General features: G+C 59.3%; 24 protein-coding genes. 9 read left to right on the top strand and 15 right to left on the bottom strand.

What is annotated here, in order from left to right; translation table 11 throughout:
* Positions 1 to 805, bottom strand: an 805-nt coding sequence (locus ACSQ3J_RS29975; protein WP_436040991.1) for an alpha/beta fold hydrolase, incomplete at its 3' end; no start/stop codon positions are given.
* 281 nt (positions 806 to 1086) lie between these two features.
* Between ACSQ3J_RS29975 and ACSQ3J_RS29970 the strand changes: the two genes are divergently transcribed.
* The 3 genes from ACSQ3J_RS29970 to ACSQ3J_RS29960 all read left to right on the top strand — a co-directional run bounded on the left by ACSQ3J_RS29970 (position 1087) and on the right by ACSQ3J_RS29960 (position 2854).
* Complete coding sequence (locus ACSQ3J_RS29970) at positions 1087 to 1416, top strand: hypothetical protein (RefSeq protein WP_436040990.1); 330 nt, start codon at positions 1087 to 1089, stop codon at positions 1414 to 1416.
* Between the two features lie 59 nt (positions 1417 to 1475).
* Positions 1476 to 1670 (top strand): CsbD family protein, encoded by a 195-nt coding sequence (locus ACSQ3J_RS29965; RefSeq protein ID WP_436040989.1) that lies wholly within the window; start codon positions 1476 to 1478, stop codon positions 1668 to 1670.
* A 200-nt stretch (positions 1671 to 1870) separates the two neighbouring features.
* On the top strand, positions 1871 to 2854 hold the full coding sequence (locus tag ACSQ3J_RS29960; RefSeq protein ID WP_436040988.1) for a PRC-barrel domain-containing protein: 984 nt from the start codon (positions 1871 to 1873) through the stop codon (positions 2852 to 2854).
* Between the two features lie 133 nt (positions 2855 to 2987).
* On the opposite strand, the gene ACSQ3J_RS29955 is transcribed toward ACSQ3J_RS29960, so the two are convergent.
* Positions 2988 to 3197, bottom strand: coding sequence for a hypothetical protein (locus ACSQ3J_RS29955; RefSeq protein WP_436040987.1), 210 nt, complete (start codon positions 3195 to 3197; stop codon positions 2988 to 2990).
* A gap of 218 nt (positions 3198 to 3415) precedes the next feature.
* Between ACSQ3J_RS29955 and ACSQ3J_RS29950 the strand changes: the two genes are divergently transcribed.
* The 3 genes from ACSQ3J_RS29950 to ACSQ3J_RS29940 all read left to right on the top strand — a co-directional run bounded on the left by ACSQ3J_RS29950 (position 3416) and on the right by ACSQ3J_RS29940 (position 5538).
* Positions 3416 to 3580: a DUF1328 domain-containing protein gene (locus tag ACSQ3J_RS29950; protein WP_037105882.1), complete on the top strand. Its 165-nt coding sequence runs from the start codon at positions 3416 to 3418 to the stop codon at positions 3578 to 3580.
* 175 nt (positions 3581 to 3755) lie between these two features.
* On the top strand, positions 3756 to 4256 hold the full coding sequence (locus tag ACSQ3J_RS29945; protein WP_436040986.1) for a TIGR00645 family protein: 501 nt from the start codon (positions 3756 to 3758) through the stop codon (positions 4254 to 4256).
* Positions 4257 to 4284: 28 nt separating this feature from the next.
* Positions 4285 to 5538, top strand: a complete 1254-nt coding sequence (locus tag ACSQ3J_RS29940; RefSeq protein ID WP_436040985.1) for an NAD(P)/FAD-dependent oxidoreductase — start codon at positions 4285 to 4287, stop codon at positions 5536 to 5538.
* Positions 5539 to 6148: 610 nt separating this feature from the next.
* On the opposite strand, the gene ACSQ3J_RS29935 is transcribed toward ACSQ3J_RS29940, so the two are convergent.
* From ACSQ3J_RS29935 to ACSQ3J_RS29925, 3 genes are all read right to left on the bottom strand, one after another.
* Positions 6149 to 6643, bottom strand: a complete 495-nt coding sequence (locus ACSQ3J_RS29935; RefSeq protein ID WP_436040984.1) for a BON domain-containing protein — start codon at positions 6641 to 6643, stop codon at positions 6149 to 6151.
* A 160-nt stretch (positions 6644 to 6803) separates the two neighbouring features.
* Complete coding sequence (locus tag ACSQ3J_RS29930; RefSeq protein WP_436040983.1) at positions 6804 to 7304, bottom strand: hypothetical protein; 501 nt, start codon at positions 7302 to 7304, stop codon at positions 6804 to 6806.
* 188 nt (positions 7305 to 7492) lie between these two features.
* Positions 7493 to 7726 (bottom strand): hypothetical protein, encoded by a 234-nt coding sequence (locus ACSQ3J_RS29925; RefSeq protein ID WP_060503248.1) that lies wholly within the window; start codon positions 7724 to 7726, stop codon positions 7493 to 7495.
* 727 nt (positions 7727 to 8453) lie between these two features.
* On the opposite strand from ACSQ3J_RS29925, the gene metB reads away from it, so the two are divergent.
* Positions 8454 to 9632: a cystathionine gamma-synthase gene (gene metB / locus ACSQ3J_RS29920; protein ID WP_436040982.1), complete on the top strand. Its 1179-nt coding sequence runs from the start codon at positions 8454 to 8456 to the stop codon at positions 9630 to 9632.
* 94 nt (positions 9633 to 9726) lie between these two features.
* Here metB and ACSQ3J_RS29915 read toward each other — a convergent pair whose 3' ends face one another.
* From ACSQ3J_RS29915 to ACSQ3J_RS29880, 8 genes are all read right to left on the bottom strand, one after another.
* Positions 9727 to 10605: a LysR substrate-binding domain-containing protein gene (locus ACSQ3J_RS29915; RefSeq protein ID WP_436040981.1), complete on the bottom strand. Its 879-nt coding sequence runs from the start codon at positions 10603 to 10605 to the stop codon at positions 9727 to 9729.
* Between the two features lie 49 nt (positions 10606 to 10654).
* Complete coding sequence (locus ACSQ3J_RS29910; RefSeq protein WP_436040980.1) at positions 10655 to 11680, bottom strand: YeiH family protein; 1026 nt, start codon at positions 11678 to 11680, stop codon at positions 10655 to 10657.
* A 306-nt stretch (positions 11681 to 11986) separates the two neighbouring features.
* The gene (locus ACSQ3J_RS29905; protein ID WP_060503250.1) at positions 11987 to 12769 is read right to left on the bottom strand and encodes an ABC transporter permease; all 783 of its coding nucleotides are present in this window, start codon (positions 12767 to 12769) and stop codon (positions 11987 to 11989) included.
* Positions 12770 to 12772: 3 nt separating this feature from the next.
* Positions 12773 to 13951: an ABC transporter permease gene (locus tag ACSQ3J_RS29900; protein ID WP_436040979.1), complete on the bottom strand. Its 1179-nt coding sequence runs from the start codon at positions 13949 to 13951 to the stop codon at positions 12773 to 12775.
* A complete protein-coding gene (locus tag ACSQ3J_RS29895; protein WP_060503252.1) occupies positions 13948 to 15027 on the bottom strand; it encodes an ABC transporter ATP-binding protein in 1080 nt (359 codons plus the stop codon). Before ACSQ3J_RS29895 ends, ACSQ3J_RS29900 begins: the two co-directional genes overlap by 4 nt.
* 98 nt (positions 15028 to 15125) lie before the next feature.
* Positions 15126 to 16166, bottom strand: a complete 1041-nt coding sequence (locus ACSQ3J_RS29890; RefSeq protein ID WP_436040978.1) for an ABC transporter substrate-binding protein — start codon at positions 16164 to 16166, stop codon at positions 15126 to 15128.
* A gap of 219 nt (positions 16167 to 16385) precedes the next feature.
* Positions 16386 to 17126, bottom strand: a complete 741-nt coding sequence (locus ACSQ3J_RS29885) for an SDR family NAD(P)-dependent oxidoreductase (RefSeq protein WP_060503253.1) — start codon at positions 17124 to 17126, stop codon at positions 16386 to 16388.
* Between the two features lie 75 nt (positions 17127 to 17201).
* Positions 17202 to 17882, bottom strand: a complete 681-nt coding sequence (locus ACSQ3J_RS29880) for a GntR family transcriptional regulator (protein ID WP_436040977.1) — start codon at positions 17880 to 17882, stop codon at positions 17202 to 17204.
* 193 nt (positions 17883 to 18075) lie between these two features.
* Here ACSQ3J_RS29880 and ACSQ3J_RS29875 point away from each other — a divergent pair, with 193 nt between their 5' ends.
* Both ACSQ3J_RS29875 and ACSQ3J_RS29870 read left to right on the top strand, forming a co-directional pair.
* A complete protein-coding gene (locus ACSQ3J_RS29875) occupies positions 18076 to 19125 on the top strand; it encodes a phosphotransferase enzyme family protein (RefSeq protein ID WP_060503254.1) in 1050 nt (349 codons plus the stop codon).
* A gap of 3 nt (positions 19126 to 19128) precedes the next feature.
* Positions 19129 to 20439 carry an aspartate aminotransferase family protein gene (locus ACSQ3J_RS29870; protein ID WP_436040976.1) on the top strand — a complete coding sequence of 437 codons (1311 nt, stop codon included), beginning with the start codon at positions 19129 to 19131 and terminating at the stop codon, positions 20437 to 20439.
* 249 nt (positions 20440 to 20688) lie between these two features.
* Here ACSQ3J_RS29870 and ACSQ3J_RS29865 read toward each other — a convergent pair whose 3' ends face one another.
* Both ACSQ3J_RS29865 and ACSQ3J_RS29860 read right to left on the bottom strand, forming a co-directional pair.
* Complete coding sequence (locus tag ACSQ3J_RS29865; RefSeq protein WP_436040975.1) at positions 20689 to 22488, bottom strand: NAD(P)/FAD-dependent oxidoreductase; 1800 nt, start codon at positions 22486 to 22488, stop codon at positions 20689 to 20691.
* A 68-nt stretch (positions 22489 to 22556) separates the two neighbouring features.
* Positions 22557 to 23630 carry a 2,3-butanediol dehydrogenase gene (locus tag ACSQ3J_RS29860; protein ID WP_436040974.1) on the bottom strand — a complete coding sequence of 358 codons (1074 nt, stop codon included), beginning with the start codon at positions 23628 to 23630 and terminating at the stop codon, positions 22557 to 22559.
* Positions 23631 to 23638 lie beyond the last annotated feature (8 nt).

The raw sequence follows: 23638 nt of genomic DNA, 5'->3' as shown, positions 1-23638 counted from the left end.
TATGATTTTGGCTCAGCGGCCCGAGCAGAAGAAAGGCGGCGATCAGCTGGTCAACCTTGTCGCGAGCCTCTGCCATGGGCAGATGCCCGACCTTGTCGAGGATGACGGTATGAGCGCGGGGCAGGCGTCCGGACAGATGGATCTGGTGCAAAGGCGGAACGATGGCATCACGGCCGCCAATGATGTTGAGCACCGGCACATCGATCAACGGTAGCTCGCTTACAATGGATGTTTGCGACATCCAGGAGACGAAAGCGGCGATTTCACCCGCCTGAGAATTCAGCAGGCGCTCGCGGACCTGTTCCATTGCCGCAATGGTTTCTTCGGTTTCCCAGCCGGCGGTCTTGTCGAACACACATTCGAGTGAACCCCACCGAAAGGCCTCCCGTGTTGCTATCCACCGGGTGAACAACCGGATGAAGAGGTGCTGGCCGAGCAAGGGAAGGCGCAGGATTCGCGATGCCAGCCGCTCCTGCCCCTCAAACCGGCCGCAGGCAAAGGCGCCCATGAGAATGACGTTGCTGACAAGGTCCGGCCGATGCCGGGCAAGCAGAAGCGAGATGAAGCCGCCGGTCGAATGTCCAATTAGGGTCACCGGTTCTCCGTTGTAGTCCCGCTCGATCGCTTCGGCGTAAGCTCTGACGATCGCTGCTGTGGTCAGGCTTTGCATGAGATTGTCGAGTCTCCAAGGACTGTGACCCGGTAGCGGATAGGCGGCGGCGCGGCCTTCGCGAACGATGCCAGGCGCGAAACAGTTCCAGAAGACCGGAGACATGACCATTCCGTGGATCAGCACGGTTTTCATGCCTGAATCTTCGGAAAGTCAATGGGGAGGCGGCGGGCGCAACATTGAAGGCATTCCTTTGCTGTGCGTCAGCAAATCATGCCTTGGAAGTCTTGGTTTTCTGGGGCGGGCGCGGCCGAGGCCGTCGCGGGTATCCGGGTTCACCAACTCACGCAAGGCATTCCTTGACGCAGAGACAAAACGCTGTGTGCGGTAAAAATGTTCCCGGCAAAATTTGCGGAACTTCTCCGGCGACCACCCCGTTTCCCTGCCACATCATTCATTGTGCAGGGAGCACGACGATGGAACATATCGCAGCGATCATGATGCTTGTCGGGTGTACCCAGGGCAATGTTGAATGCAAGGAGCTATCGGAACCGGCGGTCGGGTTTGAAACCGCCGAGGAATGCCAGGCACTGCTGCAGCCGTCGCTCAATGATTTCAGAAGCAAGTACAAGATCGTCTACGGCAAATGTGCCGCTATCGACCCGGCCCTCTATATTGAAGATGCAACGATCACCTGGGCCATAACACCCTCGAATGAACTGGACATCCAGATAACCTTCGATGAGCCGGCCATGCCGATCCTGGTTGCTGGCAAACGCGATCAGCAGCGCCTGTTGAGCAATTAAGCCCCCCTGTGCAGCATTTTCAATCCCGGCCGAACAAGGCTCAATCATAGGAGACAACCATGAATTGGGATATGATCGAAGGCAAATGGAAGGAATATCGGGGCAAGGCCCAGGCCCAGTGGGGCAAGCTGACGGATGACGACCTTGATGTCATCAATGGCCGCCGCCAGGAACTGGCTGGCCGGATTCAAGTTCGCTACGGCGTCGAAAAAGAGGAAGCCGAGCGCCAGATCGACGAATGGTCGCGCTACTGAGCGCAGTGGTTCTGAAGTTGCCAAATGGCGCCCGGATAATCGTCCGGGTGCCGTTTCCGCATCCGGCACCGGCTGCCATTGGCCGGAAATACGGAACAAAATGCGCGCGGGTCCGTTGTCCAGAGCAATCCCAGCCGGCTGAACCCTTGGCTTTCCCGGACAACTGGCTTTCTCCCAGACTTGCATGAAGGAGTACAACAATGATCCGCACTCTTATGGCGACGACCACACTTGCCGCGTTCTTGACAACCACAGTGCTGACCACGGGCGCATGGGCGCAGGAAGGCGGCGCGGCCAAGGCTGATCCGGCCGCGGCCGCCAACATTACCTCTCAGGCGCCAGGCAAAGGCCCGGCCGGATATTTTTCCGCCTCACCAGAGCAGGTTCTGGCAACCTCAGTCCTTGGCAAGGCCGTCTATACAGGCGCTGATGAACAGGGCGAAGCCATCGGCGACGTCAATGATGTCGTCATCAACGCCAATGGTGGCGCCGAGGCGTTGGTGATCGGTGTTGGCGGGTTCCTCGGTATTGGCGAAAAGGATGTGGCGGTCGGTTTCGACCGCGTGTCATGGTCGGACAGAGACGGCCAGCGTATCATCGTCGTTTCGGCGACCAAGGAAGACCTTCAGGCAGCCCCCGAATTCCAGCGAACGGCCATCATGGATGGTATCGCTGCGACGGGGCCCGAGGACGACAGCGCCGCAGCGCCTGCAACCGCTCCCGTCATTACCGATGAAGCAGCGGAAGCGACGCCACCAACTATTGGCACCACACCGCAGATGTCCGATCCGGATATCGCCCCGCCGGTCGATACGACCACCACAGCCGCAACGCCGCCTGACGAAATGCAGCCGGTCGATCCGTCTTTGGTCAGTGCGGAAAAGCTTATCGGCATCGAGGTCAAGGTTGCCGACGATACCAAGGTGGGCGAGATCGGCGACATTCTTCTCGACAAGAACGGCAAGATCGAAGCCTATGTGATCGATGTCGGTGGGTTTCTCGGCATCGGGCAAAAGCCGGTTGCGATGAGTGCGCAGAGCGTTGAGGTGATGGCCGATGCCAAGGGGACGATGACCATCTATTCGCCGTTCACCAAGGCGCAGCTGGAAACCCAGGCTGCCTATGACGAGGAGGCCTACAAGGCCAACCCGCGTGGAATCGTTCTGGCAACGCCGGCAAACTGACGAGTATTCGCAAAGCCGGCGCCGAAATGACGCCGGCTTTTATTGTTTTTACAAACCCGTCTGAATGCGAACGGGTGTAAAAAAAGGCGGCCGTGTGGCCGCCATCTTTTTACTCCGGATCAATTGCTAAAACTCAGGTGTCCGTGTCTCTTGTCGAGCGTCGTTCGGCAGCATCGAGATCTGCAAGAAGATCAGACAACGTGCCATCTGCGTTCAGTGGGGCTTCCGTGAAGTAGAGGTCACGCAAAGTCGAGCCGATATGCAGGTGCCGATCGCGGCTCTTTTTCGGTACGCGAACCGAGGCCGCTGCAGATTTCCAGATATTCGTTGTTGATACGGTCATTTTACTATCTCGCATGATGTATATGCCTTCACAACGTTCACTTCCTTGCTAAGGTTCCGAGAAATGCGTGGCCAAACCGTGTCAAAATGAGGCGATCTTTCGCGTCGTAGTTAACGATTGGTTTGTGTCGCAAGGCGCCGCGTCCTGCCTTTTTTACCGGAACAAAGGTTCGCCTCCGGCGTTTATTCAGCAATGATTTAAACCAAGGAGAATTCCCCATGCTGTATTACGCTCTTGTCTTCCTCGTTGTTGCCATCATCGCCGGTGTTCTGGGATTTGGTGGTATTGCTGGCGCTTCTGCAGGTATCGCACAAATTCTGTTCTTCCTGTTTCTCGCCTTCCTGGTCATCTCGCTGGTGGCCGGCCTGATGCGCCGAACCTGACCCCATCTCAGGTGATGCGTGAAAGAAGGGAGCGATGCGAAAGCATCGCTCCCTTTTGCTGTTGTGGTCGAAATGTCTCGCCAATACAGGCCGCTTCCGCCTTGCCGAAGGCAATGGGCTTGGCTATTCATGACCGGATTATCTCGCAATTGCACATGCCGGAGCTGCACCAAGCATGAAATCATTGGAACTCATCGTTGAAAGAATCATCCTGTCGAGCCGCTGGCTCCTAGTGGTCTTTTACCTGGGGCTGGTTGCAGCGCTGGCACTTTACGCCGTGTCCTTCGTCTACAAATTCTACAAGATCGCCATCATGGTCTTCACCTATGACGAATCCGACATGATTCTTGCCATGCTCGGCCTGATCGATGCGGCATTGGTCGCAAGCCTGATCGTCATGGTTATGATCTCGGGCTACGAAAACTTCGTAAGCCGGTTCGACGAAGCTGATGCCGAAGTCTCGTTCCTTGGCAAGCTTGATTCCGGCAGCCTGAAGATCAAGGTGGCATCGTCGATCGTGGCGATCTCGTCCATCCATCTGTTGCAGATTTTCCTGAACGTGGCGAACTACACCAGCGAGCAGCTGATGTGGGCTACGATCATTCATCTCGCTTTCGTGATTTCGGCGCTGATGCTTGGCTTCCTTGAGCAGATAATGACCAAACTGAAGAAATAGACCGCAGCAAGCAGAATGGGGTGGCGGCATGAAGACTGATGTTGTTGTTTTGGGGGCGGGCATTGTTGGCCTGTCGACGGCCATCCATCTTTCGCGGCGGGGCAAGTCCGTTGTGCTGCTCGATCGACGCGGTGCTGGCGAGGAAACGTCCTATGGCAATGCCGGCCTGATCCAGCGCGAAGGCGTTTTTCCCTATGGTTTCCCGCATGATTTCGGGGCGCTGTTCCGCTATGCGCTGAACAACACGATCGACGCGCATTATCATTTCCGTGCATTGCCGGGTCTCGTGCCGTTCCTCATCCGCTACTGGTGGAATTCAGGCTTTACCCAGCACCAGAACATCGCGTCGATGTATGCACCGCTGATCGAGAATTCAATCACTGAGCATGCCGACCTGATCGACGCGTCCGGCGCCGGCGACCTCATCCGCAAGGATGGCTGGATGAAGGTTTTCCGCACCGAGGCTGCACGGGATGCGGCCTACAAGGAAGCCGAAAAGCTGTCATCGACGTTCGGCGTCAATCACCAGAAACTGTCCAGCAGCGAACTCAAGACGATGGAGCCGTCGATCCGGGCGGACCTCACCGGCGGTCTGCGCTGGACTGACCCGTGGTCGATCCGCGATCCGCACCGCCTCAATAAGGCTTATCTCAGCTATTTCCAGTCGCTCGGCGGCCGCCTGATGTCCGGTGATGCGGCGACACTTGAACATATTCTCGAAGGTTCCGGCTGGCGTGTTGCAACGCCGGAGGGGCCGCTGGAGGCCAAGGAAGTCGTGGTGGCGCTCGGCCCTTGGGCCGATACCGTCACCAAGAAACTCGGCTACCGTTTCCCGCTGGCAGTCAAGCGCGGCTATCACATGCACTACGGCATGGAAGAAGGCGCGCAGCTGAACAACTGGGTCCTCGATGCTGAAAAGGGCTATTTTCTGGCGCCGATGCTGCGCGGCATACGGCTGACCACCGGCGCTGAATTTGCCAATCGCGATGCGCCGAAGACCCCGGTCCAGCTGACGAGAGCCGAGCGCGTCGCCCGCGAATTCTTTCCGCTTGCCGAGCGCCGCGATGAGGAGCCGTGGATGGGCGCGCGCCCCTGCACGCCGGACATGATGCCTGTCATCGGCAAGGCGCCGCGTCACGAAGGTCTTTGGTTTGCCTTCGGCCATGCCCATCACGGCATGACCCTTGGCCCGGTCACCGGCCGCGCGCTCGCCGAAAAAATGACCGGCGAAAAAACCGTTATAGACATCAAACCGTTCAGGCCTGACCGGTTTTTGGCCTGATCAACACGAGGCACAGACGCCGGGAGTGATTCCGGCGTCCAATTCTGCTGCCGATTCTTTTCCGATTAATTTTTCGAAGACCGGAACAAACGTCACAGCCGTCCGTTATGAGGGTTGGCTGACGGCGAGGGCTCGGTCGGCTGAGTCATGAACAGCATTTGGAAATGACCGCCGTGAGGAACGGTGGCGGGAGCGGTATTTCATGCAGAAACAGGTCGTAGAGTTAAACGGCGAAGCCGTTGGCGCTCTGATACGCGAGGATAACGGGTTTCGGTTTCTCGCTGTCAGATATGGCGTATGGAGCCTGGATGGCCGGCTGTTTTCGAATCCATCCGAAGCAAAACACGCGGTAAAGGCCCTTCTGACGAAGCCGGCAGGGCGCTCGATGCCATCGGCCAGCTTCTGGGAGCCTGATGACGGTGATCCTTTAAGCGGCCAGTTACGATGGAACGCCGTTTCGCCGATCCGTTCGCCGCACAACGAGAGTCGCCCCTGACGGGGCGGCGAGGCGGAGCTACCGATGGCGGCGCATATGCCTTTGAGTCCGCCCTTGATGGGTGAGTGACAAAGTGCCGGACCATAATTTCATGCTCGCGATCTTGCTGCGCGATCAATCGTCCCAATCAGCTGGAATGCCGCTGTCTGCTCCAATTGCTTCCAAGTCGTTGCGGATACGGGTCACGCCGGACACTGCATAGATCAGCGCTTCGATCTGGCGGCGCTCGCGCGCGGTATCGACGGAACCTTTCAGCCATACGGCTCCACGGCGGGCCTTGATGTCGACACTCGATGCGTCGATATCACTGTCCTCAAGTACATTGGCAATCATGTCCTCCAGAGCATCGTCGTCAACATCCGCCTCGGTGTCGTCGCCGAAAAGGTCGGGACCGTTGCTACTTTCGATCGCCGTCTCGTCGCTGCGCTGGAATCCGGGATTTTCCGCTTCATCGAAGTTTTCGGCGCTCTCACCGTAGGACCGGTTTCCGACCCTGGTGTCTGATCCGGGCGCCGCGTCGGCGTAGGGCCAGCCCTCGTTAAGATCTCGTTCCTCGTAATCGCGGTAATCGTCCTCGCGCCCTGTGGATTTTGGTGTTTTTCCAGTCATTGCCATGTCCTTGTTCTGGGAGAGCCGAGGAGAAACGGATGACGAGGCATTTGGTTCATTTGCAAGACAATCTTGCCGAATATTTTTGCGATGACCGGCAACAGCAAATGACGAAGCGGCTGAAGCCGCTCCGTCATTTATCGAACGTGTCAAGCGTCGTTTAGTTCTGCGGGGCAGTGCCGGTGGCTGGTGTCTGCGTATCGGTACCAGTTGCCGGGGTTTGCGTTTCCGGGGTCGCAGGCGTGGCGCTCGGGGTCGTTGTGGTGTTCGGCGTCACGTTTGTGTCCGGAGTTGCAGTGCCGGGCGCAACGGCACCCGGTGTCGCGCTGTTGTCAGCCGGCGGGGTAGCGGTGTCGGCTGGTGGAGTTGTCGTCTGTTCTGTCGCCGTGGGCTGAGTTGCTGTGCCACTGGTCTGATCGGTCGACATATCTGCTGGCAACCAGACGAGAAGCGCCAGAACCAAGCCTGCAAGCAGGATGATCAAAACCGGCCATTTCGAGCGTGCCGATCGGGGTTCGAGGTCTTCCGGCCGCCGCTGGTTGGCCAACGGATCGTTCACCGGAGCGCCCGTCACCGGATCGATACGCGGGCCTGCCTGTTCAGCCGGCCATGCCGCAGGATTCACGTTACGGTTTTCAGTGGGGTCAAAACGTTGATTCATGGCGGACATATCCTTTCGAGAAATGGTGCCTGTGCCAGCAAACGTTGAAGGCAACTGCCCGATAAACGTCGCTGTAGGGCGAATGTTCCTCGAAAAGACCGGCGAAGGCGGTAAAAGCCTTCAAACTGCGGGGTAAAGGGCCTCCGTCAAGCCAAAATCGTCAAGAAAGGCGCCGGATCTTGGCAAGATCAGCTTGATGGCAGTTCGGCGATATCCCCGAATTGGGCGAGCAGGCGCGGGCTCGTCATGTCGCCGCTCTCTTCATCGACCTCGACGGCATAGGCCGCGACCCCGACAAACCGGTCTGCCATGGCTGCAGCAATCTTTTCTGCGCTCGCAGCATTGGATGCCTGGCGCATCTCGCCCGGTCCAAGTCCGCCGCGCGTCTTTTTGTAGGGAACAACGATGAATTTCTCGGCCATGGATGGCCCTTTCAAATATTGGTGCCGTGACAGTCAGGGCCGTTTCGATGAACGCGATGGACTGATTACGGCAGGCAGTGCCGATGACATAGCCGCGATCTTTAGCATTGATTGCCGTGCACCTGTACCGGCAACCGCTGCAATGTGAAAAAAAAGCTGGCCAATTGCCTTGCTGTCGATCCGAAAGAGGCAGAGGTTGAACCTCCGCCGAACACTGATGGCTTGTCATAACATGATAATACTCAACGAGTTGATGCTATCATACGGCCGGATGCAGGTCGCAAAAAATGGACGGCCACGTTCTTTCGTGGCAGCGAGAGAGACGTCAATCTGCCCGCCCGGCCCTATTCTAAATCTAATAGCAGCCGCGTCCTGTCCTTGCGGACGAAAGGCCTTTCGCAGATTTTCCGGGCAATTGAAACCCCGATTTTTATAAGGCTGCTTCCTTGATGGGACAGAAGAGCCCCGCTCGCGAAGGGCTGCATAGCGCTGTCGTTCTACCGCCGTTTGTCGGAAAACTGATGGGACGGGCCGAAAAGCAGGCATCGTCTTGAGCTACATCTGCGCTCACCCTGCCAAAAATCCGATACTGGAGAATGATTGATTGCTGTCATTCACAAAATGGAAATTATAGTCCTCCCAAGAAGGGTGACGCTCTGGCTTGGATGAGGATGGTCCTGCCTCGAAAATTTCGCGCACTCCGGCAACCACAGAAAGTCAGATCGAAATGAGAAAGGCCAAAGACGTCAAAACCATTGCTGCAGCAAACGGTATCGCTACCGATAGCGCCTTTGGCGCCGTCACTCCGCCTCTCCATCTCTCAAGCAATTTTGCGTTTCGACATTTTGAACAGACGCAGGATTACGAATATTCGAGGACGGCCAATTCGACACGCGACCTTTTGGGTGACACCTTGGCAAAGCTGGAGGGTGGTGCCGGAGCCGTGATGACGGCCTCCGGAATGGCTGCTGTCAACTTGGTTCTCAGCCTGCTGAAAAGCGGAGACAGCGTCATTGCACCGCATGATTGTTATGGCGGGACATACCGGTTGCTTTGTTCTCTCCGGGACAAGAGACATTTCGACGTGGAGTTCATCGACCAGCAAAATGCCACAGCGCTCAGAAGTGGTCTTCAGGGCTCGCCATCCCTGGTTTTCATCGAAACCCCAAGCAACCCGCTGATGCGCATCGTTGACATCAATGGCATTGCGCAACAGGCGCATGCCGCCGGTGCACGCGTCGTTGTCGACAATACCTTCCTGTCGCCGGCGCTGCAGCAGCCCATTTCTCTTGGAGCGGATTTTGTCATTCACTCGACAACAAAATACCTGAACGGCCATTCCGATGTTGTCGGTGGCGCGGTTGTCGCGGCCCGTTCGAGTGATGCGGAGGCGTTAAAGGACTGGGCAAATCTGACCGGAGTGACAGGGTCGCCGTTTGATTCGTATCTTACGCTTCGCGGTGTCCGTACTCTCTTTCCCCGGCTCGAGCGCCAGCAGAAAACCGCTGTCGCGGTGGCGAATTTTTTGGCGGGGAGGCCGGAGGTTGGCATTGTTCACTATCCTGGGCTTGAGACGCATCCCGGACACGAACTCGCCAAACGGCAACAGTCAGGCTTTGGCGCCATGTTAAGCTTCGAGTTGGCTGGCGGGCTTGAGGCCGTGCGGTCTTTCGTCAAGCCGTTGCAGGTATTCACGCTGGCTGAATCGCTCGGTGGTGTTGAAAGCCTGATCGCGCATCCGGCAACCATGACGCATGCCGGAATGGGGGCGCAGGCTCGATCGGCCGCCGGCATCACCGACGGCTTGCTCAGAGTTTCGGTTGGGTTGGAGGCCGAGGAAGATCTTCTTTGGGACCTTGCATCCAGCCTGTCGGCCATCGGCTCGTTGTCGGCTACGGCACCGTAACGTCAATCAAACTGCGGTGAGCCGGTCGAATTGGCTGTGGGCTCAGCTGCGGTGGCCTTTGGCCGCGTGCTGTGCCGCCACACATGCCGCTCTATCAGGTTATAACAAGCTCGCGAAAGGCGTCGCTTGCACGCGTACGATGCCTTTCGCGATGGAGGATGAGGCTGAATTCGCGCGATGGCAGTTCGAGCGGCATGATGCGCAACCGTCCGGCGTTGACACCCGCTTGGGCGACCATTTCGGAGACCGCAGTGGCCAGGTATCCGGCCTCGACCGCCGCACAGATTGCCTCGTTCGAAGGGAGCTCGATCGGGACACGCAGGCTGCCGGGGTTCAGCCCCAGCTCGCGCACCGCCTGTTCGAAGGAGGATCGTGTGCCCGAACCAGGTTCGCGCAAAACCCATTCTGTGCCGTCAAGGTCACGCGGCAGGACTGGAGGCTGGCTGACCCACGGATGGTCGTGACTGACGATGACGACGAGACGATCGTTGGCAATGGGCTCAACGGAGACGGCCGGCTCGTCGATCGTTCCCTCGATGAAGCCGAGATCGGCATCGCCAGCCAGAACTGCCTTTGTGCACTGTGCCGTGTTCCCGACCTGTAGCCGCAACTCAATCTGGGGGAAACGCTCATAGAAGCGGACTAGGCGTTGCGGCAGCCAGTAGCTGGCAATGGTCTGGCTCGCAAAGATGGTCACCGTTCCGCGCCGGGTACCGCTGAGATCGGCCATGGCAGCCTCGGCCGCGTTGACGCGGGCGACGATTGCTTTCGCCTCCTCAGCAAGAATCTTGCCGGCTTCGGTCAGTTCTATCCGGCGGCCGATACGATGAAACAATTTAACGTCATGCCGGTTTTCGAGCGCGTTGATCGCCCCGCTGACGGTCGATTGCGTCAAGTTTAATGCCTCTGCCGCGCGGGTTACATGCTCTCGCTCCGCGACAGCAAGAAATATCCGCAACTGTTCGAGTGTCACACCACGCCTTTCAAATCATACCACCGGCTGTGCGGAATGGCCGGCAACCTTACTGAGCCAGGTTGACCAGCAGCAGGCCCGCTGTGGCAATGTACAATGAGGCGATGAAGGAAAGAAGCAACGGCAGCAGGCCCCGCTGCTTTAATTTGGTAAAACTCGTCCCCAGGCCAAGCGCTGCCATGGCGGCGGTGAGGAGGACAGGCGTCATTGCGATAATGGAACCCCGCAGCTGTTCCGGCACCAAACCCCAGCTATTCAGGACAACCAGCGAGACGAAGCCGACGATGAAGAAGGGAACTACCTGCGTCAGGGCCGGCCGGCCGGCCGCACTGTGTTCGGATCGGGCGACGTGGAGAGCAAGAGCAATCACAATGGGTGCCAGCATCATCACGCGAGCAAGCTTCGATACGATGGCGACCTGTCCGGCGGCCTCACCGCCCTGGAACCCGGCGCCGACAACCTGGGCAACCTCGTGGATTGTCAGTCCAACCCACAGGCCGTAGGATTGCGGGTCGTTGCCCAAGAGGATGTTCAGAAACGGATAGAGGAACATCGCGATGGTGCCGAATACAGTGACGCAGGCAACCGCATAGGAGACGTCTTCGTCCCTGGCGCGCGTGACGGCATTGGCGCCGGCGATAGCCGAGGCGCCGCAGATTGCGGTACCGGCCGCCAGTAGCAGGCTCAGTTTCCGGTCGACGCCCAGCAATCGGCCCATCCAGACTGTGAAAAGCAATGTCGAGACAACGATCACCGCTGCGAGCATCAGGCCGTTGATCCCGATGCTGGCCAATTGGGCGAAGGTCAGCTGCAGGCCGAGCAGGGCAACCGCCAGCCGCAGCAGTTTTTTCCCGGCAATCGAGATGCCCGCTTCGGCGGACGTGGAAAACCCGACGAGATTGCCAAAAACCATCCCGAGAAAGATCGCTGTGATCATCGGGCTGAGCGACGAGACAAACGGCAGGTTGCGCAGCCCGTAGGCGGATGCCGTGATCACCGCCACCAGCACGATACCGGGAATGAAGCCCGCTAAGGCTCCGGGTTTTGAAGAGGAAACGGCGGAAGAATCGGTCATGCGGATTGTCTCGAAAATATAACTCAGGATAACGCCACAATGAGAAATATCTTCGATAGAATCCAATTGTATTGGAAGATCATTCCGATCGTTATTCGCGATCGGTTCAAGAATGGCCTGACCTGACATCAACAGAAGCTCGGGCGCAATCTGCCATTTCCCGGGGCTGAGCGGTCGGGCGGTTTCGTGACAGATACAACAATGCACCCCGCCTATTGACGGGCTTTATGCCGCGATCCATTTGAGCACGCAGAAGAGGGAGCACTTGGCTTCCCTGACGCTGGATTTCAGCAAGATAGGGCGCATCTACCGCTGCTTTGCCAACATGGATCGGGACAGCACGACAAAGAGGCCGATGATGAGGGTCGCTGCGATGAAGAGGAGGGCTGCGGCGGCGATTGCCGGGCTGATATTTTCGCGGATGCTGGAAAACATCTGCCGGGCCAGCGTACGTTGATTGGGCCCGGCGACGAAGAGGGTCAGCACGACTTCGTCGAGCGAGGTGGCGAAGGCGAGTACAGCACCGGAGAGCACGCCGGGCATGGCGAGCGGCAGGGTTACGCGCCGGAAGACCGTTGTGGGTGGCGCACCAAGGCTTTGGGCGGCGAGTTCGATGCGCTCGTCGATGCCGGCAAGCGCGCCGGTGACGCTGACGACGACGAAGGGAACGGCAACGACTGTGTGGGCGATGATCACTCCGGCATAGCTGTTCGTCAGGCCGAAACGTGCAAGCAGAACCTGCATCCCGACGCCGAGCACGACGGCCGGCACGACCATCGGCAGCAGGAATAGCGTGCGTATCGTCCCGCGAAAGAAGATAAGCCGGTTCCGTAAGCCAAGCGAAGCGGCCGTACCAAGTATGGTTGCAAGCAATGTCGTGCCAGTGCCGATAATCAGGCTGTTGATGATCGCGCGGCGCCAGGCATCCGCCGTGAAAAGCTCTTCAAACCAGCGCAGTGACCAGGAGGGGATCGGATATGTGAGAATGACGCTCGAAGTGAAAGCGAGCGGCAGGATGGCGATGAGGGGGGCGACAAGGAAGAGGATTGTCAGCGCCGCAAAAGCGATTTTGGTGAGCTTCATTGCCATGGCCTAGCGTCTCTCCGGCTCTTCGGCAGAAAGCCGTGCATAGATGCTGTAGAGTAGCAGTGTCGCGATGAGCAGCACGACGCCAAGCGCGCCCGCCATGCCCCAGTTCGCCGAACCCGTTGCGTAGAAGGCGATGATCGAAGAGATCATCTGGTCGCCCGGACCGCCGATCAACGCGGGCGTGATGTAGTAACCGATCGCCGAAATGAAGACGAGCAAGCTGCCGGAGGCGACGCCGCGCAGGCTGAGCGGCAGAAGCACGCGCAGGAAGGCACGCAGGGGATGAGCGCCGAGGGATGCTGCCGCTGGCATCAGGTTCTTCGGTATGGTGATGAGCACCGAGTAGATCGGCAGCACCATGAACGGCAGCAGCACATGGGTCATGGCGATGATGACACCCGTGCGGTTGAAGATCAGCGGCAGCGGGCTGTTGATCAGGCCCAGCATTTGCAGCAGGTCGTTGATCAGGCCTTTTTCCTGCAACAGGATGAACCAGGCGGCCGTGCGCACCAGAAGCGATGTCCAGAGCGGCAACAGCACGGCGCCTAGCATCAGGTCGCGCTTCCAGCCAGTCAGCGAAGCGGCGATGATCGCATAGGGGAAGCCGATGCACGCGCAGGCGAAAGTGACGAGGGCGGCGATCCAGAAAGTACGAATGAGGATGACGCGGTTGACCGATTGATCGGCTGGCAGGTGTTCAATCTCGCCGGTGGCGTTGCGGCCGAGATCGATGGCAGCGAGCAGGTTGCGGTCGGTCAGCGGCGAGAGCGCATCGGCGATCGCCAGCCAGAATTCAGGCTTTTCCCAGCGTTTGTCGATGGAGACGAGATCGGCGGGCGGATTCGCCGTGTCCGCGAGCGCGCTCGTCGTCTTGGACATCAGCGTGCGAAAACCGGACCGGGCGCTGTTGAGACGACGCACCATGTCGCCGAGCGCCTGGTCGTCATCGACTGCTCTCAGATCTTCTATCAGCGCCGCTTGCATAAGCATGGTCGGCGGCGATTTGCGGTCCCAGCCCCGCAGCACCTCGGCGCTCCGCGGCAGAAGGCGCAGCACCGCCGTGTCGGACACCGACTGGGACATCATGCTGAACAGCGGCCAGACGAAGAACGCGACGACGAAGAGGAGCAGCGGCGCCAGAAGGAGGATCGATCGCCCTGTTCGTGGCGACGTCCCACTCATGGCGCGATAACCCGGCAATCGCCGGCGGAAAAGGCGGCGTAGACCTTGGTGCCCGGCGGATATTCGCGTGATCGCCGTCCAAGCTTGGCGATTAGCGGATGAGCGGCATTTTGCAACTGCACTCGCAGGTGATCTCCCTGATAGACAGAGTCGGTAACCTCCGTTTCAAGACAGTTGGACATATCTCCGCGAACTTCGGTGAGATCGACACGCTCGGGGCGGATGGACAGAAAGACCGTCTGGCCCGGGACCACAGAGCTGGAGACGGCCGACACGATCCGTGTGCCGGAGGCCAGCCGCACATTGGCTTCTTCTCCCTGCACCGCTTCGACAACGCCCTCCACCAGGTTGGTCTCTCCTATGAATTCAGCGACGAAACGGGTTGCCGGCTCGTCATAGACTTGTCTTGGCGTGCCAATCTGTTCGATCCTGCCCTTGTTGAACACGGCAACGCGGTCCGACATCGTCAGTGCTTCCGACTGGTCATGTGTGACGAAGACAATGGTCAGGCCGAGACGTCGATGCAGGTCTCGGATGTCGAGTTGCATCTGCTCGCGCAATTGCTTGTCGAGTGCACCGAGCGGCTCGTCCATCAGAACGACGCGGGGTTCGAAGACCAGGGCGCGGGAAAGCGCTACGCGCTGCTGCTGACCACCGGAAAGCTGCGAGGGGCGGCGGTCGGCAAATGCCGACAACTGCACCATGTCCAGCGCCCGCGCCACGCGCTTGCCGATCTCCGCCTTGCCCATGCCCCGCATCTGCAACGGAAAGGCAACGTTTTCGCCGACCGACATATGGGGAAACAGCGCATAGCTCTGGAACACGACGCCCATGTCCCGCTTGTGGGTCGGCACGTCGTTGATGGCGGTGCCATCCAGCAGGATATTGCCGGAAGTGACCTGCTCGAACCCGGCAAGCATCATGAGCAATGTCGTCTTGCCGGAGCCGGAGGGGCCAAGCAGGCTGACGAATTCGCCCTTGCCGATGCCAAGGTCGAGGTTTTCGACCACGCAAAGCGGGCCGTAAAATTTGGTGATACGGTCAAATCGAATGAATTCGGCCACGGAAGGCTCCATCACTTGAGGCAAAGGGCGCGTTATCGGGAAAATCCGCGAGAACGCGCCCGCCCAGACAGGAAGGGCGGCTTATGGGGCGCCCTTCCTGGAGGATGTTCCTACTGGGCGAGCCAGGCGTTGAAGCGCTGCGTCAGCGTTTCCGCGTTGTCGATCCAGAAATCGACATTGAGCGAAATCGAGTCCGTCATGTTCGCCGGGTCGGTCGGCAGATCCTTGGAAAACTCAGCCGGAACCTTTGCAGCAGCTTCCTTGTTCGGCAGTCCGTAGGCCACGAATTCCGGCAGCTTTGCCTGGTTCTCGGGTAGGCTTGCAAAGGCAATGAAGTCCTGTGCGGCATCCTTGTTCTCGGCATCTTTCAACACCACCCAGCTGTCGACGGCATAGATGCTGCCCGGAAAAACGACCTTGAAGTTCTTGCCTTCCGACCGGTTGATACCGGTGATGCGGCCGTTATAGGCCGATGCCATCGCCACTTCGCCAGAGGCGAGGAATTGCAGCGGCTGTGCGCCCGATTCCCACCAGACGATGTTCGGCTTCAACTCATCGAGCTTCTTGAATGCACGTGCGATGCCCTCTTCGGTCGCCAGCACATCATAGAGTTCGTCCTTCGAGACACCATCGGCAAGTAGCGCGAATTCGAGCGTGTATTTCGGCCCCTTGCGCAGCGAGCGCTTGCCGGGGAACTTCTCGACGTTCCAGAAATCTGCCCACGAGGCCGGACCTTCCTTCAGTTTGTCGCCGTCATAGGCGATCGCCGTCGACCAGACGATGGCACCGACACCACAGTCATTCACGGCAGAATCGAGAAACTTGTCCTTGCCGCCCATCTTTTCCCAGTCGATCTTTTCGTAGAGACCGTCCGCACAGCCAAGCGCCAGCTCTTCCGCTTCAACCTGCACCGCATCCCAGTTCGGCGCGCCGGCCTTGACCTTCGATTGGATAACACCGATGCCGCCATCCCAGGCTTCATCGAGCACTGGCTTGCCGGTCTTCTCGGAGAACGGTTTGAAGTAAATGTTGCGCTGCGCATCCTGATAGTTGCCGCCCCAGGAGACGACCGTCAGGTCCCGCGCGAAAACGGGTGCGACAAGGCTTGTAGACAGCACGACGGCTGCAATCGTCAGAATTCCGGGTTTCATGAAAGTCTTCATTGTATTCCCCTTTTCTTTGTTAGCGAAGGAACCGGATGGCCCGGCTCCCATGACGATCTCATGCGAACTGCTGGCGTCACCTTCGCCTTTGGCGTATCGGTGGCGTTCAGTATCTGCGGGCATCGCGCCCTTTTCCCCTGGGTGCTTCAGCCGCTTGATGCATTTCAGTCATTGCCGGTCAGTGGGAGTATCCCTTTTTGACCGTGGTCAGACGTGTTGCCCTCCGTTGATGTGAATTTCCGCACCGTTGATGTAGGACGATGGCTCCGTGCAGAGAAAATAGATGGTTTCCGCGACTTCGCGCGGTTCACCCAGCCTTCCCATCGGCACTTCCGCAGCCACCAGTTCATCCGTTCCGGGCGAAAGGATCGATGTTTCGATCTCACCTGGAGCGATGGCATTCGCCCTGACCCCGCGGCGGCCAAACTCATGCGCCATCTCCCGTGTCAGCGAGCCGAGAGCCGCCTTCGACGCCGCATACGCGACACCAGCAAAGGGATGGACGCGCGTTCCGGCAATGGAGGTGACGTTGACGATCGACCCCTTCGCCGCTTCGAGTTCCGGCATGAGCGCGCGGGCGATCAGCGCCGTCGAGACGACATTGACATTGAGCACCTGCGTCCAGATATCCGCGTCGGTGCCCATCACGCCGAGGCGGCTCTTTCCCGGCCCCTTCGGGGAAATACCAGCATTGTTGACCAGTGCGTGCAGCCGGCCGTTGGGCAGCCGTTCGCGCACGGTCGCGGCGAGGCGGTCGATTTGCGCCAGATCGGCGAGGTCGGCCTGGATATGGCTTTCGCGGGCGGACGGCCAGGCGCATTCCTCGGAGAACGGCTGGCGTGACACAGTAAGGATGCGCCAGCCCTTCGCCTGGAAGAGTTTCACCGTTGCATGGCCGATGCCGCGGCTTGCGCCCGTCAACAACATGTAGCGGCGGTCTTCGGTCATCGGCGCATTCTCCGTTGATGCTTGATACATCGTAATGGGCGGCTCGCGAAATGCAAGCCTCGTCTCACGAAAGTCCTATGCCTTGCGGTCCTGTCGCTCTTCCGCCCTTTCAATGCGGTCCAGAATAGGCTTGCCGCCGAGCAGGATGTCATCGACGATCGCCATGGAAGCGGCCGCGGGATCATGCCGTTTCAGGGCTTCGATGACCGGGTAATGATGGTCGATCATCGCTCGCCCACCCTGAATATAGGCGTCGGAAATGTGCGGCCCCATCTGCAGCCAGAGTCGTCGCAGAATCCCGTTCAGCACCGGAAGGCCGGCAATTTGCGGCAGCATGAAATGGAAGGCCTGGTTGAGTTCTGTCCCTTTCAATCGGTCTCCGGCAACAATTGCTTGCTCGTTTTCGCGCAAAATTCGCTCCAGAACCTCGATATCGGTGCTGGTCGCAACCTGTGCTGCAGTTTCTGCAGCCAGCCCCTCCAGCCGGATACGGATTGTTCGGATCTCCCGGTACCGGCTTTCGCTCAGGCCTGGGATGCGGATGTCGCGGGGCGAGCGGAAGATGATTGCCTCGTCATTGGCGAGCCGCAGGATGGCGTCACGGATCGGTGTGACGCTCGTGCCGAACTGTTCGGCAAGATCGCGAATCTTCAACCGGTCACCGGGCTGGAACCGCCCCTGGATCAGCGCGTCGCACAGCGCACTATAAATGGTGCTGTTCAGGTTCTCATATTCCAATGTGGTGAATTCAGCCATGGAACCGATCCAAATAATCGAGTAATAAGATACTTGATGCATCTTTTCTGGCATGTTTCAAGTACGCTCGGATGCAATAGGCATCTTCGGCCAGCCGGTGCCTAGGCTGCCAAACTGCCTTCCTTGGGGGAGACAACCCACTGAAAGAGGCAGCGATCAAGAAAAATGCGGGAAGCCGCGCAAGGGAGTAGACATGACGCAGCCATCGTCCGCCACCAAGAAAACGGATTCCATGTCTGCGACATGGGAGCCGACGTCGCTTGCCGACGCCGAGGCCGCAGTCGCGGACGTCTATGGCCTTGCCGGCACGGCAAAGCGGCTTTCCAGCGAACGTGACGAGACCTTTCTGTTCATACGCAGCGACGGAACCGATTTCATCCTCAAGATCGCCAACCCCGCAGAAGACCCGGCGGCACTGGACTTCCAGGATGGCGCGTTGCTGCATCTGGCGTCGGCCGCGCCTGCGGTCCCCGTACCCCGCCTTGTCCCGGCGAAGAACGGCGAACCGAGCCACACGTTGGCCACTTCGGAGGGGCCGCGTATTATGCGCCTGCTGACCTTCCTGCGCGGCGAGCTGCAGTACCGTACGCGCGCCTGCGAGGTGCAGAGCCGTAATGTCGGCCGCGCGCTGGCGGAACTTGGCCTTGGTCTCAAGGACTACAAGGGACGTCCACCCGCGGGAAAGCTGATGTGGGACATTTCTCACACGCTGGATCTCGCTGCCGTCGTCGATCATGTCGCCCCTGAACGCCGCGCGCAGGCGGAAGCCGTACTGTTCGAATTCGAGCGTGCTCTACCCTTGATCACCGGGCTTAAGCGGCGCCAGATCATCCACAACGACTTCAACCCGCACAATATTCTTCTCGCCCCGGCAAAGCCCACCGAGGTCGTTGGCATCATCGATTTCGGCGATATGGTGCATGGCCCGCTGGTCAACGATCTCGCTGTCGCGCTTTCCTATCATTTGGCGACGGAGAATTGGGCGGCCCGCGCCGGTGCGTTCCTGGAGGGCTTCCTGTCGGTACGCGCTTTGGAGCCCGCCGAAATGGAACTGTTGCCGGTGCTCACCCGCGCACGGCTCGCAATGTCGATCATCATCGCCGAGTGGCGCTCTGCACGCTTTCCGGAGAACCACAACTACATCATGCGCAACCACGCCTCCGCCTGGCAGGGGCTCCTCAATATATCCGATCTTACACCGGCGGGGCTGAAAACGCTTGCGCCCAACTTGTCCGAGGCCTGAATCATGTCGATGGTAAATGCTTTCTCGCGCGAAGATTTCGAACGGCTGAACGAGACGGAACGGGCGCTGATCGCGCGCCGGGAAAAGGTGCTCGGCCCCGCCTATCGTCTCTTCTATGAAAAACCGCTTCATCTGGTTCGTGGCGAAGGCGTCTTCCTCTATGACGCCGCCGGCGAAAAATATCTCGATGCCTACAACAATGTCGCCTCGCTTGGACATTGCCATCCGCGGGTGGTGGAGGCGATTACCAAGCAGACTGCAGTTCTCAACACTCACACGCGCTACCTGCACGAAGGGATTGTCGACTATGCCGAGACGTTGACGGCGACATTCCCCGAAGCGCTAAGCCAGGTCATGTTCACCTGCACAGGCAGCGAGGCGAACGACCTTGCCGTGCGCATTGCCCGCTATGTCACCGGCGGCACCGGCATCATCGCCACTGAACTTGCCTATCACGGCCTGACGAGTGTGGTGGCGGAATTCTCGCCCTCGCTCGGAGAATCCGTGACGCTCGGCCCCCATGTGCGTACCGTTGCTGCCCCGGACAGCTATCGTCACTCGCCGGAAGAACTGATGGAAAAATTTGGCCGCGACGTGCGTGCGGCCATCGCTGACCTGCAGCGCCATGGCATCAAGCCAGCCATGCTGATCACCGATACGATCTTCTCGAGTGACGGTATCTTCGCCGGGCCAAAGGGGTTTCTGAAACCGGCGGTGGACGCGATCCATGAGGCAGGTGGCCTCTTCATCGCCGATGAAGTGCAGCCTGGCTTTGGCCGCACCGGTGAAGCCATGTGGGGTTTTGCGCGCCACGGCGTTGCACCCGACATGGTGACGATCGGTAAACCGATGGGCAACGGCTACCCGATGGCAGGCATTGTCCTGCGTCCGGAGGTCATCGCCGAATTCGGGCCGCGCGCCCGCTATTTCAACACGTTCGGAGGCAATCCCATCGCCGCCGCCGCCGGCAAGGCCGTGCTCGATACGATCCGGATCGAGGGGCTGCAACAGAACGCACTGGAAGTCGGCCGCTATCTGATGGACGGTCTCAAGAGCTTGTCCCATCCCGCCATCGGCGACGTGCGCGGCTCGGGCCTGTTCATTGGTGTCGAAATCATCGGTGACCCGATATCAAAGAGCCCTGACGCCAGCTTGACGACCCGCATCGTCAACGGCCTGCGGGATCGGCGCGTCCTGATCAGTGCCTCTGGCCCCAATGCCAATATCCTGAAAATCCGCCCGCCACTCGTCTTTTCCCGCGAAAATGCCGATACGCTTGTGGGTGCGCTCGGCGACGTGCTGAAAACCGCCTGACCATAACAAAAAGCTGCGGCTTATCGCAAATAGCGGGATTGCCGTTCGCGCTGCGTCTCACTGTGGGGTGTGGGCCGAAACCTCCGGATTGTGTCTTGACGGTGAGCAAGGTGGGCAGGCGAGACCATCGCGTCGCCGGTTTGCGATACCCAGCCCAAAATTCAGGACAAGGAGTGCGGGGCGGAACACCCCTCACTCCTTACATCGTAGTTTGGCTGGCGGAATGCCTCCGGCTTGAGCGTTGCCCAATCAGCGCCGGTGATGAACGGCCTGAAGAGCGTAAACCGGGACAGGCAGGCCCTCCATCCGCGCCTTCAGTTGCAGTGCCAGATACTGCGAATAATGGCGCGACTGGTGCAGGTTGCCACCATGGAACCACAGCGCTTCCTGTTGAGTCGGCTTCCACATGTTGCGCTGCTCACCTTCCCAAGGGCCGGGATCCTTCGGCGTATCCGAGCCGAGGCCCCAGACCTTGCCGACCTTGTCTGCGGTTTCCTGGTCGATGAGATCGGCCACCCAGCCGTTCATCGAGCCGTAGCCGGTCGCGTAGACGATGACATCAGCGGGGATTTCCTTTCCGTCCGAAAGCTTGACGGAGTTCTTGGTAATCTCCTCCACCTGGCCTGCTGCAAGTTTCACCTTGCCGTCGATGATGAGCTGCGACGCGTCGATATCGATATAGTAGCCGGAGCCACGGCGCAGATATTTCATGAAAAGACCGGAGCCGTCGGCACCCCAGTCGAGCTGGAATCCGGCCTTTTCAAGCGCCGTATAAAAGGCCGCGTCGCGCTCTCGCATCTTGTCGTAGAGCGGGATCTGGAACTCATGCATGATCCGGTAGGGCAGGGAGGCGAAAATGAGGTCGGCCTTGGCCGTCGTGACACCGTTGGCAAGCGCCTGCTCCGAATAGAGCGAGCCCAATCCAATATCCATCAGTGTGTCGGACTTCACGATATGCGTCGTCGAACGCTGGATCATCGTGACGTCGATACCCGCCTCGTAAAGTGCCGCGCAGATGTCGTGGGCCGAGTTGTTCGAGCCGATGACCACGACCTTCTTGCCCTTGTAGCCGTCTGGGCCTGGATGTTGGGAGGAATGGTGCTGCTCGCCTTCGAACTGGTCCCGTCCTTCGAAATCCGGAATGTTTGCCTTGCCGGACATGCCGGTCGCAAACACCAGTTGTTTGGGCCGGAGCACAACTTCCTCGCCGTCACGATCGACGACGATCGTCCACTCCTTGGTCACCTCATCCCATTTCGCCGATTTGGCGGCAGAACGGGTCCAGTAGTTCAGCTCCATCACCTTGCTGTAGAATTCCAGCCAGTCCCCGATCTTGTCCTTCGGCGCAAAGACCGGCCAGTTCTTCGGAAAGTCGATGTAGGGCAGGTGGTCGTACCAGACAGGATCGTGCAGGCAGAGCGACTTGTAGCGTTTGCGCCAGCTATCGCCGGCCCGCTCGTTCTTTTCGAGGATGATGGTCGGTACGCCGAGCTGCCGCAGCCGGGCGCCAAGGGCGATACCACCCTGGCCGCCGCCGATGATGACGGTGTAGGGCTGCTTCTCGTAACCGAGGGTGCGGGCTTCCTCCTCGCGCTCCTCGGCCCATGTCTTGGCGCCGAGGTCCTGGCCATGCTTGGCGCCAAGCGGGCGCGTGAAGCCGGATTTCTCCTCATGGCCCTTCAACTCGGCAAGCGCCGTCAACAGCGTCCAGATCTGCCCGTTTTTGAAACGCACCAGGCCGTAGCCGCGCCCGGTTGCGGTCTCAAAGGTGATCCAGCTTTCGAGGACGCCGTCTGCCTCCGTCGCCTCCTCTCCCGCGGCAACGCGCCAGTTCGATGGCTTGGCCGTTGAAAGCTGCGCTTGCAGCATATCGCGCACCTGATCGCGGCCTTCGACGGTTTTCAGGTTCCAGGTGAAGGCGACGAGGTCGCGCCAATAGCAGTCCTCGGCGAACTGATTGACGGCATCGTCGATCCGGCCAGCTTCGAGCGCTGCCCCGAACGTATCGAGAAGCGCCTGAAGGCGGGTGGTGGGGGTCTTGTCGAGCATCGTGTTTCTCCTCCAGCTCAGTTTGCAAAACGGGACGGCTCCTCAACCGCCCCGCAAGACGGATCGGTCTATCGTGACAGGTCGATCAGGATTTTGAGGTGCTTGCCGCCAGGGTCGAGCAATTGGTCGAAGCCCTCCGTGACGGCCTCGTTGAGCGAAACATATTTCGTGACGATCCGGCTCGCCGGAATCTGGCCGCTGGCGATCAGCCGTGCGACGCGCGGCCAATAGTGGGTCGGATAAGCCCAGGAGCCGCGGATATCGATGTCCTTGAAGGTGACGTCGAACCAGTTCAGCGGGTTGTCGCCGGGATGGAGCCCTGTCTGCACAACGACGCCTTGCTTGCGGACGGCGTCGGCGCAGTTCTTGAGCGCATGTTCGTTGCCGACACACTCGATCGCGACATCGCAACCGGCATTGCCTTCGGTCTCGGCCCGGATGACATCGCCTACCTTTTCTGTTTTCGGATTGATGGTGCGAACCTCACCGAGCGCCTCCCTTGCCAGTGACAGCCGTGTGTCATTGAGATCGGAAAGGAAGATTTGCGAGGCACCGGCCGCACGGGCTGCCATGGCGACAAGAATGCCGATCGGCCCGGCGCCGGTGACGAGCACGCTGTGGCCGGCCGTCACGCCGCCCCGGTCGCAGGCGTAGACGGCAACAGCCGTCGGCTCGATGAGTGCGGCTTCCTGATCGGAGAGCGCGTCAGGGATCGGCTGGACGTTGTAGTCGTTGAGAAGGGCCTGTTGAGCCATGCCGCCGGAATGCCAGGAGAGGCCGGCGAGCGCGAGATTGGCACTCAGGTGGAAGAGGCCGCGATCGGCATAGTAGTCGCCATGGCGTGGCATGATGAGAGGCTGGATCGATACGCGGTCGCCGGGCTGTACATGGCTGACGCCCTCGCCAACAGCTTTGACCGAGCCACCGAATTCATGGCCGAGAATTTGCGGCCCATGCGCGCCGGTGAACGGGTGTGGTTCCTTCGGCACGAAGATTGGGCCATAGGCATATTCGTGCAAATCCGTGCCGCAGATGCCGCAGAACCTGTTTTCGACAAGTACTTCCCCCGGCCCCGGCGCGGCGGGCGCATTCACCTCTTCGATGCGCAGATCCTTGGCGGCGTGAAAGCGCAGTGCCTTCATTGAATTTC

The sequence above is a fragment of the Rhizobium sp. LjRoot98 genome, assembly GCF_964252935.1.
Lineage (GTDB): Bacteria > Pseudomonadota > Alphaproteobacteria > Rhizobiales > Rhizobiaceae > Pararhizobium.
Note: the sequence above shows the minus strand (reverse complement) of the source record. Positions and strands in the feature narration are given on the sequence as shown.

Coding starts and splice junctions, on each gene's coding strand:
- ACSQ3J_RS29970 (WP_436040990.1), top strand. CDS start 1,087: ATGGAACATATCGCAGCGATCATGATGCTTGTCGGGTGTACCCAGGGC.
- ACSQ3J_RS29965 (WP_436040989.1), top strand. CDS start 1,476: ATGAATTGGGATATGATCGAAGGCAAATGGAAGGAATATCGGGGCAAG.
- ACSQ3J_RS29960 (WP_436040988.1), top strand. CDS start 1,871: ATGATCCGCACTCTTATGGCGACGACCACACTTGCCGCGTTCTTGACA.
- ACSQ3J_RS29955 (WP_436040987.1), bottom strand. CDS start 3,197: ATGACCGTATCAACAACGAATATCTGGAAATCTGCAGCGGCCTCGGTT.
- ACSQ3J_RS29950 (WP_037105882.1), top strand. CDS start 3,416: ATGCTGTATTACGCTCTTGTCTTCCTCGTTGTTGCCATCATCGCCGGT.
- ACSQ3J_RS29945 (WP_436040986.1), top strand. CDS start 3,756: ATGAAATCATTGGAACTCATCGTTGAAAGAATCATCCTGTCGAGCCGC.
- ACSQ3J_RS29940 (WP_436040985.1), top strand. CDS start 4,285: ATGAAGACTGATGTTGTTGTTTTGGGGGCGGGCATTGTTGGCCTGTCG.
- ACSQ3J_RS29935 (WP_436040984.1), bottom strand. CDS start 6,643: ATGACTGGAAAAACACCAAAATCCACAGGGCGCGAGGACGATTACCGC.
- ACSQ3J_RS29930 (WP_436040983.1), bottom strand. CDS start 7,304: ATGAATCAACGTTTTGACCCCACTGAAAACCGTAACGTGAATCCTGCG.
- ACSQ3J_RS29925 (WP_060503248.1), bottom strand. CDS start 7,726: ATGGCCGAGAAATTCATCGTTGTTCCCTACAAAAAGACGCGCGGCGGA.
- metB (WP_436040982.1), top strand. CDS start 8,454: ATGAGAAAGGCCAAAGACGTCAAAACCATTGCTGCAGCAAACGGTATC.
- ACSQ3J_RS29910 (WP_436040980.1), bottom strand. CDS start 11,680: ATGACCGATTCTTCCGCCGTTTCCTCTTCAAAACCCGGAGCCTTAGCG.
- ACSQ3J_RS29905 (WP_060503250.1), bottom strand. CDS start 12,769: ATGGCAATGAAGCTCACCAAAATCGCTTTTGCGGCGCTGACAATCCTC.
- ACSQ3J_RS29900 (WP_436040979.1), bottom strand. CDS start 13,951: ATGAGTGGGACGTCGCCACGAACAGGGCGATCGATCCTCCTTCTGGCG.
- ACSQ3J_RS29895 (WP_060503252.1), bottom strand. CDS start 15,027: ATGGAGCCTTCCGTGGCCGAATTCATTCGATTTGACCGTATCACCAAA.
- ACSQ3J_RS29890 (WP_436040978.1), bottom strand. CDS start 16,166: ATGAAACCCGGAATTCTGACGATTGCAGCCGTCGTGCTGTCTACAAGC.
- ACSQ3J_RS29885 (WP_060503253.1), bottom strand. CDS start 17,126: ATGACCGAAGACCGCCGCTACATGTTGTTGACGGGCGCAAGCCGCGGC.
- ACSQ3J_RS29880 (WP_436040977.1), bottom strand. CDS start 17,882: ATGGCTGAATTCACCACATTGGAATATGAGAACCTGAACAGCACCATT.
- ACSQ3J_RS29875 (WP_060503254.1), top strand. CDS start 18,076: ATGACGCAGCCATCGTCCGCCACCAAGAAAACGGATTCCATGTCTGCG.
- ACSQ3J_RS29870 (WP_436040976.1), top strand. CDS start 19,129: ATGTCGATGGTAAATGCTTTCTCGCGCGAAGATTTCGAACGGCTGAAC.
- ACSQ3J_RS29865 (WP_436040975.1), bottom strand. CDS start 22,488: ATGCTCGACAAGACCCCCACCACCCGCCTTCAGGCGCTTCTCGATACG.
- ACSQ3J_RS29860 (WP_436040974.1), bottom strand. CDS start 23,630: ATGAAGGCACTGCGCTTTCACGCCGCCAAGGATCTGCGCATCGAAGAG.